Annotated in this window: 19 protein-coding genes and 1 tRNA gene; 11 read left to right on the top strand and 9 right to left on the bottom strand. The window is 42.7% G+C overall.

Features of this window, described 5'->3' with window-relative positions; genetic code table 11:
- Positions 1-16 precede the first annotated feature (16 nt).
- Entirely contained in the window at positions 17-334 is a 318-nt protein-coding gene (gene trxA / locus AC2VE5_RS03910; RefSeq protein WP_486886468.1) for a thioredoxin, read from the bottom strand.
- A 175-nt stretch (positions 335-509) separates the two neighbouring features.
- Between trxA and fabG the strand changes: the two genes are divergently transcribed.
- Positions 510-1,274, top strand: a complete 765-nt coding sequence (gene fabG, locus AC2VE5_RS03905; protein WP_486886542.1) for a 3-oxoacyl-[acyl-carrier-protein] reductase — start codon at positions 510-512, stop codon at positions 1,272-1,274.
- Here fabG and AC2VE5_RS03900 read toward each other — a convergent pair.
- The 3 genes from AC2VE5_RS03900 to AC2VE5_RS03890 all read right to left on the bottom strand — a co-directional run bounded on the left by AC2VE5_RS03900 (position 1,271) and on the right by AC2VE5_RS03890 (position 4,546).
- The gene (locus tag AC2VE5_RS03900) at positions 1,271-2,362 is read right to left on the bottom strand and encodes an MraY family glycosyltransferase (protein ID WP_486886467.1); all 1,092 of its coding nucleotides are present in this window, start codon (positions 2,360-2,362) and stop codon (positions 1,271-1,273) included. The two genes, fabG and AC2VE5_RS03900, sit on opposite strands and share 4 nt — an antisense overlap.
- 121 nt (positions 2,363-2,483) lie before the next feature.
- Positions 2,484-3,350, bottom strand: a complete 867-nt coding sequence (locus AC2VE5_RS03895; RefSeq protein ID WP_486886466.1) for a methylated-DNA--[protein]-cysteine S-methyltransferase — start codon at positions 3,348-3,350, stop codon at positions 2,484-2,486.
- A gap of 266 nt (positions 3,351-3,616) precedes the next feature.
- On the bottom strand, positions 3,617-4,546 hold the full coding sequence (locus AC2VE5_RS03890) for a serine hydrolase (RefSeq protein WP_486886465.1): 930 nt from the start codon (positions 4,544-4,546) through the stop codon (positions 3,617-3,619).
- A gap of 52 nt (positions 4,547-4,598) precedes the next feature.
- Here AC2VE5_RS03890 and AC2VE5_RS03885 point away from each other — a divergent pair, with 52 nt between their 5' ends.
- From AC2VE5_RS03885 to AC2VE5_RS03875, 3 genes are read left to right on the top strand one after another with little or no spacing between them, the layout of a single operon-like run.
- On the top strand, positions 4,599-5,282 hold the full coding sequence (locus AC2VE5_RS03885; RefSeq protein ID WP_486886464.1) for a C40 family peptidase: 684 nt from the start codon (positions 4,599-4,601) through the stop codon (positions 5,280-5,282).
- Position 5,283: 1 nt separating this feature from the next.
- Positions 5,284-6,291 carry a glycosyltransferase family 2 protein gene (locus AC2VE5_RS03880; protein ID WP_486886463.1) on the top strand — a complete coding sequence of 336 codons (1,008 nt, stop codon included), beginning with the start codon at positions 5,284-5,286 and terminating at the stop codon, positions 6,289-6,291.
- Positions 6,292-6,336: 45 nt separating this feature from the next.
- The gene (locus tag AC2VE5_RS03875; protein ID WP_486886462.1) at positions 6,337-7,569 is read left to right on the top strand and encodes an MFS transporter; all 1,233 of its coding nucleotides are present in this window, start codon (positions 6,337-6,339) and stop codon (positions 7,567-7,569) included.
- A 33-nt stretch (positions 7,570-7,602) separates the two neighbouring features.
- On the opposite strand, the gene AC2VE5_RS03870 is transcribed toward AC2VE5_RS03875, so the two are convergent.
- A tRNA-Arg gene (locus tag AC2VE5_RS03870) sits at positions 7,603-7,676 on the bottom strand.
- A 36-nt stretch (positions 7,677-7,712) separates the two neighbouring features.
- On the opposite strand from AC2VE5_RS03870, the gene moaC reads away from it, so the two are divergent.
- The 3 genes from moaC to AC2VE5_RS03855 all read left to right on the top strand — a co-directional run bounded on the left by moaC (position 7,713) and on the right by AC2VE5_RS03855 (position 8,898).
- Complete coding sequence (moaC, locus tag AC2VE5_RS03865; protein ID WP_486886461.1) at positions 7,713-8,201, top strand: cyclic pyranopterin monophosphate synthase MoaC; 489 nt, start codon at positions 7,713-7,715, stop codon at positions 8,199-8,201.
- 53 nt (positions 8,202-8,254) lie between these two features.
- Positions 8,255-8,515, top strand: a complete 261-nt coding sequence (locus tag AC2VE5_RS03860; RefSeq protein WP_486886460.1) for a 2TM domain-containing protein — start codon at positions 8,255-8,257, stop codon at positions 8,513-8,515.
- Between the two features lie 74 nt (positions 8,516-8,589).
- On the top strand, positions 8,590-8,898 hold the full coding sequence (locus tag AC2VE5_RS03855; protein ID WP_486886541.1) for a DUF3181 family protein: 309 nt from the start codon (positions 8,590-8,592) through the stop codon (positions 8,896-8,898).
- 238 nt (positions 8,899-9,136) lie between these two features.
- Here the strand turns inward: AC2VE5_RS03855 and murJ are convergent, their stop codons facing one another.
- Positions 9,137-10,783: a murein biosynthesis integral membrane protein MurJ gene (murJ, locus tag AC2VE5_RS03850; RefSeq protein WP_486886459.1), complete on the bottom strand. Its 1,647-nt coding sequence runs from the start codon at positions 10,781-10,783 to the stop codon at positions 9,137-9,139.
- Between the two features lie 206 nt (positions 10,784-10,989).
- On the opposite strand from murJ, the gene ccmS reads away from it, so the two are divergent.
- The 3 genes from ccmS to AC2VE5_RS03835 all read left to right on the top strand — a co-directional run bounded on the left by ccmS (position 10,990) and on the right by AC2VE5_RS03835 (position 11,960).
- A complete protein-coding gene (gene ccmS, locus AC2VE5_RS03845) occupies positions 10,990-11,418 on the top strand; it encodes a beta-carboxysome assembly chaperone CcmS (RefSeq protein WP_486886458.1) in 429 nt (142 codons plus the stop codon).
- Between the two features lie 179 nt (positions 11,419-11,597).
- Positions 11,598-11,768, top strand: a complete 171-nt coding sequence (locus AC2VE5_RS03840; RefSeq protein ID WP_486886457.1) for a hypothetical protein — start codon at positions 11,598-11,600, stop codon at positions 11,766-11,768.
- A 45-nt stretch (positions 11,769-11,813) separates the two neighbouring features.
- The gene (locus tag AC2VE5_RS03835) at positions 11,814-11,960 is read left to right on the top strand and encodes a hypothetical protein (protein ID WP_486886456.1); all 147 of its coding nucleotides are present in this window, start codon (positions 11,814-11,816) and stop codon (positions 11,958-11,960) included.
- A 49-nt stretch (positions 11,961-12,009) separates the two neighbouring features.
- On the opposite strand, the gene cysE is transcribed toward AC2VE5_RS03835, so the two are convergent.
- Both cysE and AC2VE5_RS03825 read right to left on the bottom strand, forming a co-directional pair.
- Positions 12,010-12,759, bottom strand: a complete 750-nt coding sequence (gene cysE, locus AC2VE5_RS03830; protein ID WP_486886455.1) for a serine O-acetyltransferase — start codon at positions 12,757-12,759, stop codon at positions 12,010-12,012.
- A 56-nt stretch (positions 12,760-12,815) separates the two neighbouring features.
- Positions 12,816-13,325, bottom strand: coding sequence for a hypothetical protein (locus tag AC2VE5_RS03825; RefSeq protein WP_486886454.1), 510 nt, complete (start codon positions 13,323-13,325; stop codon positions 12,816-12,818).
- A gap of 175 nt (positions 13,326-13,500) precedes the next feature.
- Here AC2VE5_RS03825 and AC2VE5_RS03820 point away from each other — a divergent pair, with 175 nt between their 5' ends.
- Entirely contained in the window at positions 13,501-13,662 is a 162-nt protein-coding gene (locus AC2VE5_RS03820) for a hypothetical protein (RefSeq protein WP_486886453.1), read from the top strand.
- A gap of 1 nt (position 13,663) precedes the next feature.
- On the opposite strand, the gene AC2VE5_RS03815 is transcribed toward AC2VE5_RS03820, so the two are convergent.
- On the bottom strand, positions 13,664-15,334 hold the full coding sequence (locus tag AC2VE5_RS03815; protein WP_486886452.1) for a DUF3352 domain-containing protein: 1,671 nt from the start codon (positions 15,332-15,334) through the stop codon (positions 13,664-13,666).
- Between the last annotated feature and the right edge of the window lie 46 nt (positions 15,335-15,380).

The following is a 15,380-nucleotide window of genomic DNA, read 5'->3' as shown; positions in this document are numbered from 1 at the left end:
GGTGACTCGGCATTTTTTAAAGTAGAGGCTGTAAGCGCTCAATTAAAGCATCAGCAGGCATTACGCCTTCAAAGCGTTCTACAGGCTTACCTTGCTTGAAAACTACCAATGTGGGTAAAGCGTGAATATGATGCGTACTCGCTAGTTGGGGATATTTGTCGGTGTTAATTTTTACTACGCGCAACCGATCTTTGAGTTGGTTATTTACCTGCTCTAAAATTGGAGCCATCATTTGGCACGGTCCGCACCAATCAGCGTAAAAGTCAACTAATACGGGTAAATCTGACTGGGCAATTAATTCCTCAAAGCTGTTGAACTGCTGTTTAGTAGCCATAGGACACAATAAGTTTGATTTAGCTAAATTCAGGCGAATAATTCAGTAGATTCACAAATTTAATGAACTATTCCCTCTCTAATTTTAACGGGTTGATTTTGGGGTTTCTAAAACTAGACCCATATTTGCGTAAAATCGTTAAACAGTTTTACAACCGATGATTAGAGGAATTTTGATGGAAGCACTGCCAGAACAATTACAAAAGTTGAAGTCGCAAGTAGCGTTAGTTACAGGAGCATCACGGGGAATAGGTCGCGCGATCGCCCTTAGTTTAGCAACAGAAGGCGCAAGTGTAGTTGTAAATTATGCAAGTTCTAGCGCTGCTGCGGAGGAAGTAGTCGCAGAAATTGTTGCTGGGGGCGGAAATGCGATCGCGCTTCAAGCTGATGTCTCTAAATCCGAGCAAGTGGAGAGTTTATTTAAAGCGGTAATAGATAAGTGGCAGCGTGTAGATATTTTGGTTAATAATGCTGGAATTACCCGCGATGGGTTGTTATTACGCATGAAGCCGGAAGATTGGCAGGCGGTAATTGACCTCAACTTAACGGGAGTATTTTTGTGTACCCGCGCTGCGAGTAAAATCATGCTCAAGCAACGTTCTGGACGCATTATTAATATTGCTTCGGTTTCGGGACAAATGGGCAACCCCGGACAAGCCAATTACAGCGCCGCTAAAGCTGGAGTTATTGGTTTTACCAAAACTGTCGCCAAGGAACTTGCGGTACGCGGAATCACTGCTAATGCGGTCGCTCCGGGCTTTATTACTACAGATATGACTAGCGGCGTACAAGCTGATGAAATTTTAAAATATATTCCCTTGGGGCGTTACGGTCAACCCGAAGAAGTTGCTGGAATGGTACGCTTTTTAGCTGCTGACCCGGCGGCGGCTTATATTACTGGGCAAGTATTTAACGTTGATGGCGGGATGGTAATGGCTTAGGCACCTTTCAACACTGCCCGGAGTCTTTGCCAGACCGTAAAGCTTAAAAGTAGGACAATTGCGATCGCGGTTGCAACAATTACACCTATATTCATGCCTTGGGTTCTCATTGCAACTAAATTAGAAACCAAAGTTACAACCCAAAGAGTAAGAGCAGTACGGCGTTGAGATAAACCCAGCGCCAGCAAGCGATGATGCAGATGGTCTTTGCCGGGAGTGCTGAGAGGATTTTTGCCAACCATTAACCGCCGCACAAATACTTGAGTTGTATCTAATACAGGCAAAAGCAAAAATAGCGCCGTAGGAACGATCGCAAATACAGTATTTACTTTCAAGTTGCCCAAAATACTCGCGGCTGCCAGCACGTAGCCAAAAAAGTAAGCTCCCGCATCGCCCATAATTATATGAGAAGGATGGAAATTGTGGCGTAAAAACCCTAAGGCTGCACCGCCAAGAGCAGCTAATAGAAAGGTAGCGGCAGCACGACTTTCAAACTGAGCGGAGACTGCCAAAAGGCTCATAGCGGTAATAAAACTAATTCCTCCGGCTAAACCATCCATTCCATCCATTAAATTGATGGCGTTGGTAATTCCTACTACCCACAACAAAGTAATTAGTGTTGATAATAAGGGGTCGATGGGCGTACCTAAAGTAATCTGAATGTGAATGCCATTAGCAATCAGCAACATTGATGCCAAAATCTGGGCGAGTAGGCGAATGTAGGGAGGTAAACCATATTGGTCATCAATAAAACCGACTAGCACCAAAATTGAACCACCTAGCAGGATTGTTAGGACTTCCGCCAGCACATTCTCTAGGACAATTGGGCGCAAAAATGTAGCGAGAATTAGCGCCGCCACTACCCCCGCATAGATAGCCAATCCGCCAGCATTGGGCAAAGGCTCGTGGTTGAGTCTCCGGGCGTTAGGCTGATCTGCCCAACCTACACGCAAGGCAAAAGATCGCACTGCTGGAATAAAACGGTAAGTTGTCACCCAAGCTAATAAAAAAGTGAATATCACCGCCAGCCACCCTGTACCTCCAGGGTTGGCAATGCCAAGGGATTGAAGCAATCCGTACAGGTTCATGAGCAATTCCATCACTACTATCAAAGCTGATTATCAGCATCAACAGTATACTAATCAATATTTTTAGATTTCACTCAGATTTAGTAAAACTTACCCTAGTTAGTCGAGTGGAGAGGAAATATTAATTTCCTTGATGCTGATTTTGGCTTGCTTCCCAACCTAGCAGCACTTTCTTACGCTCTAACCCCCAACGAAAACCACCCAATTCGCCAGTTTCTCGAAGTACGCGATGACAGGGAATTAAGTAGCCAACGGGATTGTTACCCAGCGCATTACCAACGGCTCTAGCGGCTGTCGGACGACCGATCGCATTTGCTAAACTTTGGTAGGTTGCAAGTCCTGCAAACGGTACTCTTAATAGCGCCCGCCAAACTTGAATTTGAAAATTAGTGCCTTTGACAAAAAGAACTAAAGGCTGATTGGTAGCAATGGGGGCGAAAATGCGATCGCAAATCTCTTTAGTTGCTTGCTCATTCTGCACAATCTCAGCCTTTGACCACTCTAAGCGCAGCAGCTTTTCAGCATCTATGCTCGTTTTATCCAAAAAACGCAAATTACAAATACCACGCGCAGTCATAGCAATTAAACATTCCCCAAAAGGGCTTTGGTGAACTCCATAACTAATCTGTAACCCTGTACCGCCTGCTTTAAATTCACCGGGAGACATAGCTTCCAATTTCACAAACAGATCGTGCAAACGCCCCGGACTTGATAACCCCACATCGCCAGTAAGATTTAATAAGCTTTTTGTCTCAGCAATTTTTGCTTTGGCATATTCCACTGTCAGGTATTGCAAGAAACGTTTGGGACTAATACCCGCCCATCTAGTAAATAGCCTTTGAAAGTGATATTCGCTCAAGTTTACGTGTTCTGCAACCGTTGCTAAATCTGGTTGAAGTAAATAATTTTCACCCATAAACGCGATCGCTTTAGCAATGAGTTCATAGGTTTGGCGATCGCAATTAATAGTTTTTTCTAAGGAAATCATATATATAGTTCCATCCCACGTCTATCACTGTATTGATAGCCGAGGCTTTAAACCACCCGTTTCTTGCGGAAGTTAAAAGCAGCAAAAGTTCTTCTATTTAGAATCCAATAGTTCAGATCCCCCTAAATCCCCCTTTTTAAGGGGTAGTAATATATATTTTCCCCCTTTTTTAAGGGGAAGCAAAAAGCGGATGAGCTTCCGCTTCCCGCTTTATTGCCGTGGGCTAGGGGGGATCTCATCGTGTGGCAACTAACAGACATACTTTCTTAAGCCAAATTATCGCCCGATTCAGCGATTTTTGCCGAAATATAAGGCAATATTGCTTTATCTTGACTAGCAGCGCCTTCAATAAATACTACTAATAAATAAGGTTGCTTACCCGGAATCTCAATATAAGCCGCATCATGACGCACCTTGCTAGTCCAACCTGCTTTAGACCAAAGCTGGACATTATTGGGTAAACCACCGCCTAAAAAACCTGTAACTTGATTTTCATCTTCATTACCTAGCGCTGTGAGGCTGCGCTTGAGTAATGCCATCATTGCTTGACTTTGCAACGCCGACACTGCCACCCCGCCAACAATACTATGCAATAATCGCGCTGTAGCGTTTGTAGTTAGCATATTGCGGTTGTCCATCAATTCACCTACAAACATTCTTTCGCGTCCATAAGGACCATCACCCCAAGTTTTTTGATTTACATTAATAGTCTGCAACTCCTCCCAGCCCAAAGATTGAAAATAACGATTAACAATATTGCGCTGCATTTTCCAAGTTTCAAAGGGTGCTGGGGGCAATTCGGGGCCGCTAGTAGTACCGCTCAAGATGTCCACAATTAGGCTAGTCGCATCATTGCTAGAATCAACAACCATGTCTCTAATTGCGCGTTCCAACTCTCTAGAAGTCTGACTCATACCTTTTTCTATCCATTCAGAGATTGCAACTAGATAAAACAATTTAACTACACTAGCTGGATAAATCCGCTCATCGCCTCGGTAGCTAAAACCGCGCACCTCATGATCCCAAAACGCTAGAGGACTAAGCGCACCCCCAGTATTTACAGGTACGGGAGCGTCGTAAACAATCCATGTCAAAGCAATAGAGTTTCGGGCAAGAGAAGGAAATTCTGCCCAAGTTTCGGCTAAAATGCGATCGCCTAAAGTTTCAAATTGCGGCTCTTTGCGGAAAAATGTCATAAATGGCTTAAATAATGGGATAAAGTTTTGAGATATCAAAAGATTACTGCGTATGGTATCCCTTCAGGAATTTCTTGCAAATGAATATATTTGCCAGACGAACCTAAATATTTATGACACTCCAAGGGGTGAAGCTTTGGTAACTCAAGCCGCTACTGGAAGACATTTGCAAGTTGTCTCTGTACGCGCAGATACAGCAATTGAGGTGTGTTTGTGCGAAGACAATTACCCAGGATGGTTGTTAGCTAAGGATTTGGGCAATTTACAATTAGCCAGCAGCAAGTATAGCGAGATCGCACTTTCATACTCACAAATCAAATCCCAGCTTCCAGCAGTAATTGACTTTACACTCCAAGCAATGCAACAGCCCAATTATTACCTCTGGGGGGGAACTGTCTCGCCCAATTATGATTGTTCGGGATTGATGCAAGCAGCGTTTAAGTCGGTGGGGGTTTGGCTACCTAGAGATGCTTATCAACAAGAAGCTTTTACCCAAGAAATCGGCTTTGACGAATTATTAGCTGGAGATTTAATATTTTTTGGTTCTGTCGAAAAAGCAACTCATGTAGGCTTGTATTTAGGCGAAGGCTGTTATATTCATAGTTCTGGGCAAAAACAGGGACGGAATGGCATTGGTATTGACAAGCTTTCGGAACAAGGCGATGAAGTTAGTCAGTCGTATTATAAGCAACTGCGCGGTTATGGCAGAGTGATGAGCAGTTACGGGGCGCAATAGAATGAGAGTATTAGTTGAAGAAGGTATCGGACGCAGACTTCTAGAAAGAGATGAAAGTCTCGCAGTGTCGGTAATTGTGCCTGTTTATAATGAGGTGGAAAGCTTGCCTCATTTAATTGCAGAAATTGCTAGAAGCCTTACAGAAAGCGGGTTAAGTTATGAAATTATTTGCATTGATGATGGCTCAAAAGACGGTTCGGCGCAGTTATTAAAACTAGAAGCCCAAAAACGCCCAGATTTAAAAGCAGTGTTGTTGCGGCGCAACTATGGACAAACCGCAGCAATGGCAGCAGGATTTTATTATGCGCGATCGCATTCTATCGTAACTTTAGATGGCGATTTGCAAAACGATCCCGCAGATATCCCTTTATTGCTAGCAAAATTAGCCGAAGGTTACGATTTAGTTAGTGGTTGGCGACAGCAAAGGCAAGATGCGGCGTTAACTCGCTTACTTCCTTCCAAACTTGCTAATTTGCTCATCGGGCGAGTAACGGGTGTAAAGCTGCACGATTATGGTTGTTCCCTCAAAGCCTACCGCGCTGAAGTTGTAGCTGACATGAATTTGTACGGCGAATTGCACCGTTTTTTACCTGCTTTGGCATACATTGAAGGGGCAAATATTACTGAAATTCCGGTACGCCACCACGCGCGGCGTTTTGGTCAAAGTAAGTACGGATTGGGTCGCACTTTTCGGGTAGTAATGGATTTATTGACCATCTACTTTATGAAATCATTTCTGACTCGTCCTATGCACGTTTTTGGACTATTCGGCTTGCTTTCTACTGCTTTAGGTACACTTTTAGGTTTGTACTTGACCTTTTTAAAGCTAGGTTTGGGTCAAAGCATTGGCAATCGCCCTTTGCTGATTTTGGCTGTGTTGCTTGTGGTGGCTGGAGTTCAGCTATTTAGTTTTGGGCTATTAGCAGAATTGCTGATGCGTACCTATCATGAATCTCAAGGGCGACCTATCTATCGCGTGCGAGAGGTCGTGGGAAAAAATGTTAATTAAAGTAACAATAGAAAAGATTAGTGTACTAAATATTTAATTTTTACTTTGAACGTTTTTTCGGATCTCGATCCCCAACTGCGACGAAATTTAACAATCTTATTTGCCGCAGGGCTGTTGTTTTGGTCTAGCTTGACGGCTTTACTACCTACTTTACCGTTATATGTAGAAGAATTAGGCGCATCTGAGCAGCAAATTGGTTTTGTAATGGGCTGTTTTGCAATTGGTTTATTGCTATTTCGTTCCGTATTAGGACGTTTGGCAGACGAACACAGCCGCAAAATTGTACTGATAATTGGGATGTCGGTAGTAGCCAGCGCTCCTTTGGGCTATTTGGTAGTAAAGTCAATTCCGCTACTAATGGTAATTCGAGCGTTTCACGGTATTAGTATCGCGGCTTTTACGACAGGTTACGCGGCTTTGGTTGCAGATATTGCACCGCCTCACAAGCGGGGCGAAGTCATTGGTTATATGAGTTTGGTAAATCCGATAGGGTTGGCTATTGGACCTGCTTTAGGTGGTTTTCTCCAAGCTTACGCGGGTTATATTCCTTTGTTTCTCTTATCTTCGGGATTGGGAATGTTGGGGCTAATTTTTACAAGCCAAGTAGTCAATCCCCAAATAATTGCTGAATCACGCAGTAATACTAAAGAGAGTGTATTTTGGAAATTGCTTTTTAGTCCCCGCGTCCGGGTTCCAGCTTTGGTGCTGTTGATGGTGGGTTTGGCTTTTGGGACTTTGAGTACGTTTGTGCCACTATTTATTAGATCGGCAAATGTAGACTTAAATGCTGGACTATTTTACACTGCTGCCGCGATCGCAAGTTTTAGCGTGAGATTAGTTGCCGGACGTGCCAGCGATCGCTATGGACGCGGTTTGTTTATTACTATTAGCTTAGTCTTCTACACTGCATCCATGCTGTTGCTGTGGGTTGCCAATAGTCCTAGTAGTTTCTTAATGGCGGCGGTAATTGAAGGCGCGGGTGCAGGGACGCTTATTCCCATGATTGCCGCAATGATGGCTGACCGAGCGATGCCCACCGAGCGCGGTAAAATTTTTGGTGTATGTATGATAGGTTTTGATGTAGGAATTGCGATCGCAGGTCCCGTTCTTGGTTCAGTAGCCCAGCAAGTCGGCTATCGCCATATCTTTGGCTTTGCTAGTGCTTTGACGTTTCTGGGCATGATTATTTTCCTCACCCAATGTAGTAAGGATTTACCTCATTCTTTACGGTTTGCCTTGGGTAAAGGTAGAGATGTTTATGCTACAAAAATGCAATAGAGACGCTGCATACAACAACGTCTCTATTAATAACGGGCGAGGAGGGATTCGAACCCCCGACACCGTGGTCCGTAGCCACGTGCTCTAGTCCACTGAGCTACACGCCCTCGCAGACTTCCTATGCTAACACATCTATTTAGACAATGCAAGAATTTTTAAATGACCCTAATTTGACTCATTTGGATGCCCAAGGACAAGCCCAAATGGTCGATGTGTCTGGCAAAGTGCCGACTAGCCGCCAAGCGGTAGCCGAAGCCAAGGTAAGAATGCTGCAAACAACTTTTCAAGCAATTCAAGCAGGAAATTTGCCCAAAGGCGACGTACTGGGGACAGCGCGAATAGCGGGAATTATGGCAGCAAAGCAAACATCGGCGTTGATTCCCTTATGCCATCCTTTACCAATCCAAAAAATAGCAGTACAAATTACTCCCGATGTGTCATTACCAGGTTATGTAATTCAAGCCACAGTTAAAACTAAAGCAGAAACTGGGGTAGAAATGGAAGCTTTAACTGCTGTATCTGTTGCCGCGCTTACTTTGTACGACATGGCAAAAGCCTTAGAAAAATCTATAGTAATCGAATCAATTTGCTTAGTTAGCAAAACGGGCGGCAAATCTGGCGACTATAGCTAGTATTTGCTACGCGATCGCATTTAAAATTAGTGTAGTATCTATAACTCTACTCCATGCCTCCTCGTTGGCCCCGCAAACCAGACCGCAAAGACCCAGCTTTTCGCAAGCTAGACGACAGAATGACTTTTGCTACTCATGTAGCAACTTTTGCTGCAATCAATTCTGGCTTGTGGTTTTTTCACAACTTCAAATCTGCTACTTGGGAGTGGTTGCCTTGGGTAACAGCTAGTTGGCTTGTCGTGCTAATATCCCATTTAATTTATATCAGTGCGATCGCCAATTACTCCTCAGATACACCGTCTAAATCCACCTAAAGACAGACTAAGACAAGTGGAACAACGTTAAACAAATAAGCGATAGTAGAAGGTAGAACTATTATTTACTACCTATCATGGCTCTTAACACTACAGAAGTAATAGAAGAACTAGCTTCAGAAATTGGCGAAAATGTCTACTTAGATATTGCTAAATGGCATTTGTATCTATCCAATGCTCATTTACACACCCTGCTTGCCGAGCAACTTTATCCGATATTAAGCGCCAAATCTTTGGATGAAGATCGCGTTTTGCACATTTTGCAATCCATACCAGTCAAAATTGGTGGTGGCAAAAAAGAAGTACCATTAATAGACTTTATGCCCATGCAATGCCAAGTTACCTTGATGGATATTTTAGAAAAATATCAGCGTAATTTGTAAGCACTAAGTAATATATAAAGTGCGATTACTTTTCTTACCCTTGAAATTGAAACAGTTTACATCCTGCCTAGGGTTAAAGCCCTAGGCTAATAGCTTAAGTCTACTAAAGTAGACTGAAATGCTTTTCTAGTGCAGTACATAATCTAAGTAGTCGGCCGGAGCCGACTTTATTTATTAGCCTGGGGTTTCAACCCTAGGCGGGCTATCTACCTACCAAACATTAGCCGCATCCTCGATTTTACCTACCAAACTTTTGCCGGATTCTAGACACAAAAATCTCAACTTCTGGCAACTTCATCTGCATCGCAATGAGGGCAAAAATACCAATTCCCACCCCTCCAGCCAAACTAAGTTGCAACAATTGCGCTAACAACCCCTCACCAATCCAAAACTGCTGTACTCCCCAAAGAGTTCCCCAACTAGCCAAACCTGCCAAAAAGCTGCTACCAGTCAAAGCCAAAATCGGCAAACTCCATTCTTGCCAAGGTAAACCGTGCAGTTTGCGATCGAGCATCCAAAATAACAGCAGCATTGAAATTAAATTTACTACCACCGTTGCCAAAACTAAGCCTGGTGCGCCAAGTATATTGAAAAATATATAAGCAAAAATAATATTAAAAAAGATGCTGACCATGCTGATGCGGAAAGGTGTATCGCCATCACCCAAAGCATAAAATACCCGAACTAAAACATCGCGTCCTAAATAAACAAACATCCCAATCCCATAAACCACCAATAGAGAAGATACTAATTGAGACGCATTGCGATCGAAAGCTCCCCGCTCGTATACTACGCGAACAATTGGTACGGCAAGTGCGATTGTAATTGCCCCCAAAGGCAGCATTGTAATTGCTGTCAGTAATAATCCCTGACGGATTCGCCCTTTCAATTCATCCCAGTCTTGAGGATCGGCAAGCCGGGAAAAAATCGGTAGCATTGGCACTAATATCACATTAGAAAGAATGCCCAAAGGCGTTTGAATCAATAACCCCGCGTATTGTAAAGCTGAAGCCGCTTGAGGAATGTAGGAAGCTAAAATCAAAATCACGTATAGATTAATATGGGTCATGCCGGACGAAAACGTTGCCGGAGCCATAATTTTCGTAACTTCTTTGACTCCCGGCTGATTGAAATTAAAGCGCAGGCGCAAAGTACCCATGCCTGACTTCCACTGCGCTGGAACTTGGATTAGCCACTGCAAAACGGCTCCAGCTAACGTTCCCCACGCTAAAACCGCTCCACCCAGCATTGCGTATTGGGGAGTAGTAACTTTTTCACCTAGCTGCAACGCCAAAACACCCAGTCCAATAATTACAGTAATGCTAGAGAATATTGGGCTAACTGATGGTAGCCAATACAGATTAGCTGCATTGAGAGTACCAAACCCAATGCCAATTAACCCCGCTAGTAACGCCATCGGAGCCATAATTTGCATTTGTCCGATCGCAATTCTCCGGACTTCCAATCCGTGAGGCGTTGTATTTAACCCTGGTGCTACTAAATCAATAATTCCTGGAGCGAAGAAAATTAAGGCGATCGTTACAAGCAACAGCAACCCACCGACAAAAGTTGTCACTGTTTCCACTAAGGGAGCAGCTTCCGACTTGGGACGTTTGGCTAAAACGCTGACAATTGCACTATGAAATGGCCCATTAATGCCGCCTAGTAAGACTAAAAGAAAGCCAGGAATAACGTAAGCATAGTTAAAAGCATCTGCCACTACACCCACACCAAACACCGCCGCGATCGCTTGAGTGCGTACCAAACCAAAAACTTTACTAATTAACGTTGCCGCAGCAACAATTCCAGCAATTCCAGCTAGAGAGCGAGACGGGGTTGATTTTGACACAAATATATTTAAAAATACCTTAACTTCAATCCCCATTGGGATTTATAAATGATACCGCTCTCTAGCACTGTAGTTTGAGAAGGTCGCTCGATGTTTTGGTATCCCACTAAAATACTAAAAAACATCGCTGTTTTAGTTTGAGTCTGTAATCCCAGTAACAAAAGCATCGCCACAGTGTATTTATGTTAATCTGTGGCGGGTGCAGTAAGGTTTGATATTAGTAAGTAGTAACGGAATAATAGATGATGTTTGGCAACCCCCAGCTTGACGGTAAAGAAAATAACTGGCGATACCAATTAAATAAGTTTGTTAAAGCCAATCAGCGAGAATTGGCTGCTTTGGCTTGGGGTTTTTGGCTGGCAAATGGTGAAAGTCAAGATACGTTGGGTATAGATCTCAAACCCACACCGCATTTTATTTCTTGCCCAAAAGCAGAGTTAGAAAAGCTCAATCAAAATCTTGATAACCATATCCAAGAAATTTTGGGTGTAATTGATGGATATCAACCAGATAAAGAAGTAGTTATTATTGCTATTGGCAATAGTCAAATTAAGCTCATTCAATTTCAAAGCGAACCGCCGCCACCCATTTGTTACGCAGAAATTGCCACCGACGTTGATACTTTAGTTCAGTTATTAGAGCAGCAAATGATTGAGCAAATAAAAGAATAATTTTACAAGTGTTGCGTCTAATTAGTTAACAAGCTGTTGAGTAATTGAATACATATTCAATTTACACTTTACTAATCTTTTTGACGATAGACAAAGTTAAAGCTTTGACTAAAATTGTTGCAGGATAGATTTATCACCGCTCCGCGTATACCCAGATATTATGGGGGGAAAGGAAAATTGTGCATAAAATATCGTCAGAAAGATTGCAGCAAGCAGAACAACACGGAAAGATATCCGAACAACACGGTAAGTTGGTTGAGAAGTTAGGTAAAAAATTAAAAAATTCTAGCTTTAATGCCGAACAACAAAGCAATTTAATCGAGCAGTTTGGTAAAAATACTCAGCAATAGGCCAAAGCCTCACAAAACTATGCGAAATCTGCTCAAAAGCAAAGCATGGATTCAACAGCAGAGTACACGAGGGCGGGTGAAGAACATATAAAAGCTACTTGGGAACACGTAAAAGCTGTAAATGAGTATCTGAAGATAGTTCAACAAAGGCTACAAGATTTTAAAGCAGCTTATGGAAAGCACTTAGAGTAAGCTAACGATACATAACTTCCCTTAAAAAATTCGCCCTACTATCTAACAATTAAATACCCGATCCATCAAAAAACTCTTGAATTGCTTTATCCCTAATTTGACAGCTAGAAACAATGGCTGCGGAAACATCTTTTGCCTCTAAAATCGCCTCATGAGAAGACAATTGTTGATGATGCAGGCTATCTACTTGTTGCTCCAATGCTTCAATGCGATCTAATAAAGCCCGAATTACCTCCGCTTCTGAGTCTGGCAAACTACCGTGTTCTAGCGGATCTACCCTCACTCCCGCACGATAAATAATTCTACCAGGTACGCCTACTACGGTGCAGTTAGAAGGTACATTTCGCAGCACAACCGAACCTGCGCCAATTCTTACATTGCTGCCAACTTCTATATTGCCTAAGACTTTAGAGCCAGCGCCGACTACGACATTATCGCCTAAAGTCGGGTGACGTTTGCCGCTTTCTTTGCCTGTACCACCGAGGGTGACACCTTGATAAATTAGCGCGTAATCGCCCACAATAGCTGTTTCACCAATCACAACGCCCATACCGTGATCGATAAAGAAGCTTCTGCCGATGACAGCACCAGGGTGAATTTCAATTCCCGTCACAAACCGAGCAATAAACGAAATTAAGCGGGGAATAAAGGGAATGCCAAGGCGGTAAAGCCAGTGGGAAAAACGATGCAAGACAATCGCCTGCAAACCAGGGTAGAAAAATAAGACTTCCAACCAGTTGCGGGCAGCAGGATCGCGCTCAAATATAATGCGAAAATCACTTAGCAGTGTAGATAGCACGCTATTGTACCCACCTTGGGTAAAGACTCCATTTTTTATTTTAGCGTCAAGTGTAACTACTCTTGTACGGAAAGAGTGTATTTATACTTGGCTCCTGCCTCGATCGCACCTACCCAAACTTGATAAGACCCAGCTTGCCAGTTGACACTCTCAATACTGGCATCTTGATTACTACCATCATCATCACCACACATAATCATGCCTTTTGGACCTTTGATGACTAAAGTAGTGTCGTTTCTGCCGCTATCTACTTGTACTTTTAAGCGCTCAAAGTCTTTGTCTAGTACCAATATATGGTCAGGATTGGTATCGCCAAAGCCAATACAAGGGCTATTATTGCGATCGCGGTTAGATATAGTAGACAGAGAATAGGAGCCGCCAGTAAAGCCTGTTGCTGTTCCTTGGGCGGGTTTAAAACCAGGCGATAAAGACAGAGAACCAAAATTAGCTGGTTGTGCAGCTACAGGTAACGCACTCATAGCTGCAAGCAGCGCTAAAAAATAGCTGTTTTTAAGTCTAACTAAGGGACGAATAAACTTCATCATAGCCCTGGGAATATTTCCCATAAATTATCTATCTATGCCTACTCTAGCCAATAGAACTAGCAATTAATTTTTTATGTGCCACAGTTTAGGCTGGCATACAATCGCTTAGGGTTGAAATTAATATTTTTCTCTGTTTAATTTCAAACAAAAAGCTAACATTTACCTATTGGGTGTGTACACAACCTCTAATTTAGCCATGCCTCCATTTATCTTAATTATTTTTTTGGCAGTTACGGGAACTTTTTTCACTCAACTATTTATACTATCTCCACTTCATGTATTAGAAAGCTTTAATCTCCCTGGAGGGATATTTTTAGGTTTGTTAGCTCTAGTGCTAGTGTGGTGTTTTGGCGAGTAACTTATTTGGCATTAAATTTGAAGAATATACCGCCAGTCAGTAAGTCTTCTTTATTGTCGTAGCTGCTAATAGTTAGCGATCGCAAATTACTAAAAAATGGTTTGCCTGCTACTTCCAGCAAGCTAATAATTGGCAATTGACGTTTTACTATTGCTTGATTTGCTTGCCAATCGACATATACGTAGCCATCATTTGGCTGGGGAATAGCATTTGTACTAGCTAAAAATTGCGAATCATCTGCCAAAGAGCCATTTTTGTTGATTTTTAAAACTTGTTCCATGGCAGAGATTGAGGTTGCAAAAATTTCGTAGTTGTCTACGGTAGTATGTACCCCTTGGACTTTGGCATTGAGGGTAATAGATGGATCTGATGAATTTTTCTCTTGCTTGGCTACAGGGGTTAATTGCGTCCATGCAGAGACTTTTTGATTGGCTAAGGGTAAGGAAGTAATGCTTAATTCCTTAGTAGACGCGATCGCATTTAACTTCTCTATTCCTTCTACAGCGCGATCGCTTCTTTCTACGGCAAAAATCCAATCATTGTTTGGCAGCTTTCCTAGGGCGTATTCTCCCTCTACCCAACTAAAAACATCATCTAATAAATTTATTCCCCAATTTGCTTGAAGCTCGGCTATTGGCTTTTCAACCAACTTCGTTATCGATAATCCTGGAGAAACTTGCGCCCAAAATTGCTGCAAATTACTATCGGGTAACTTACTTAAATCTACTCCAGAAATTGCCAAGCTTACAGTAGAAGGAATGTACCGTAAAGCTTTTGCTGGTTGCGATAAGGTAGAAATCGGCGGCAATATTTCTTGATCTAATCCTGCTACTACTGTCGTTTCTGCAAGTAACCCTTGGGGGTTCAATTCAAGAGCGACAATTTGACTTTCGTAGGTTGGCGGTGATTCTACTTTTCCCCCAGCCAAACTAGGGTAATTTAGAAAAGCTAAACCTACTTTGCGCGCAGGTAATTGAGTAAGTGCTTGCTGGTATTGACTAGAAGTTGTGAGATTGAGATCGGGCGCTTGAACGTTATTTATTGCTTCTTTCAACACTTGGGCATGATTGGCAAATAGGACAAAATCATCGCCTACTACTGCCCCAGATAAACCACCTTCAGCTTTGGTTAATATATTTTCTGGTTGCAAACGAGCAGTGTTACTTAGTAACCTAATACCGTTGTATTCTTCGATAACTAAATTAGCTCCCGCGATCGCCTTTCTTGCAAACAGTAACTCGACAAAATCCCGGCTTTTAGCTGCGTCTTTAGTCTCAACAGCGATCAAATACCCCGGTTGTTGTCCATTACTAGGATCGCGATCGCGATCTACGCTAGTTACGGCTACAGTAATTTCATCTCCTACCCAAGGCTTGATATCTTGCTCGTAGTCAACGCCAGTATTGGCTAGTACGCTAGTTTTGAGTTGGTTTAGTTCTTCTTTAGTTTTGCGTCTTTCTTTGGGGCTTGCTACTACTTGCGCCAAATCTTCTAAGCGATCGGGATTTACTAACATTGACACCATAATTGGCGCAAGCTTGGGTACAAATATCGCTGCTGTAGGCGTTTTTTGGCTGCCAATTAGGGCGTTGCTTCCCACGTTACAACCGCTAAGCCCGGTTAAGACTAAAATTACAACGGTTAATATAGAAAAAAATGACTTTTGATTCATGTCCTAAAACCACTTGCAAAGATTAATATTGACAAAACATCAACAT

Source organism: Aliterella sp. E5.1 (assembly GCF_057473825.1).
Note: the sequence above shows the minus strand (reverse complement) of the source record. Positions and strands in the feature narration are given on the sequence as shown.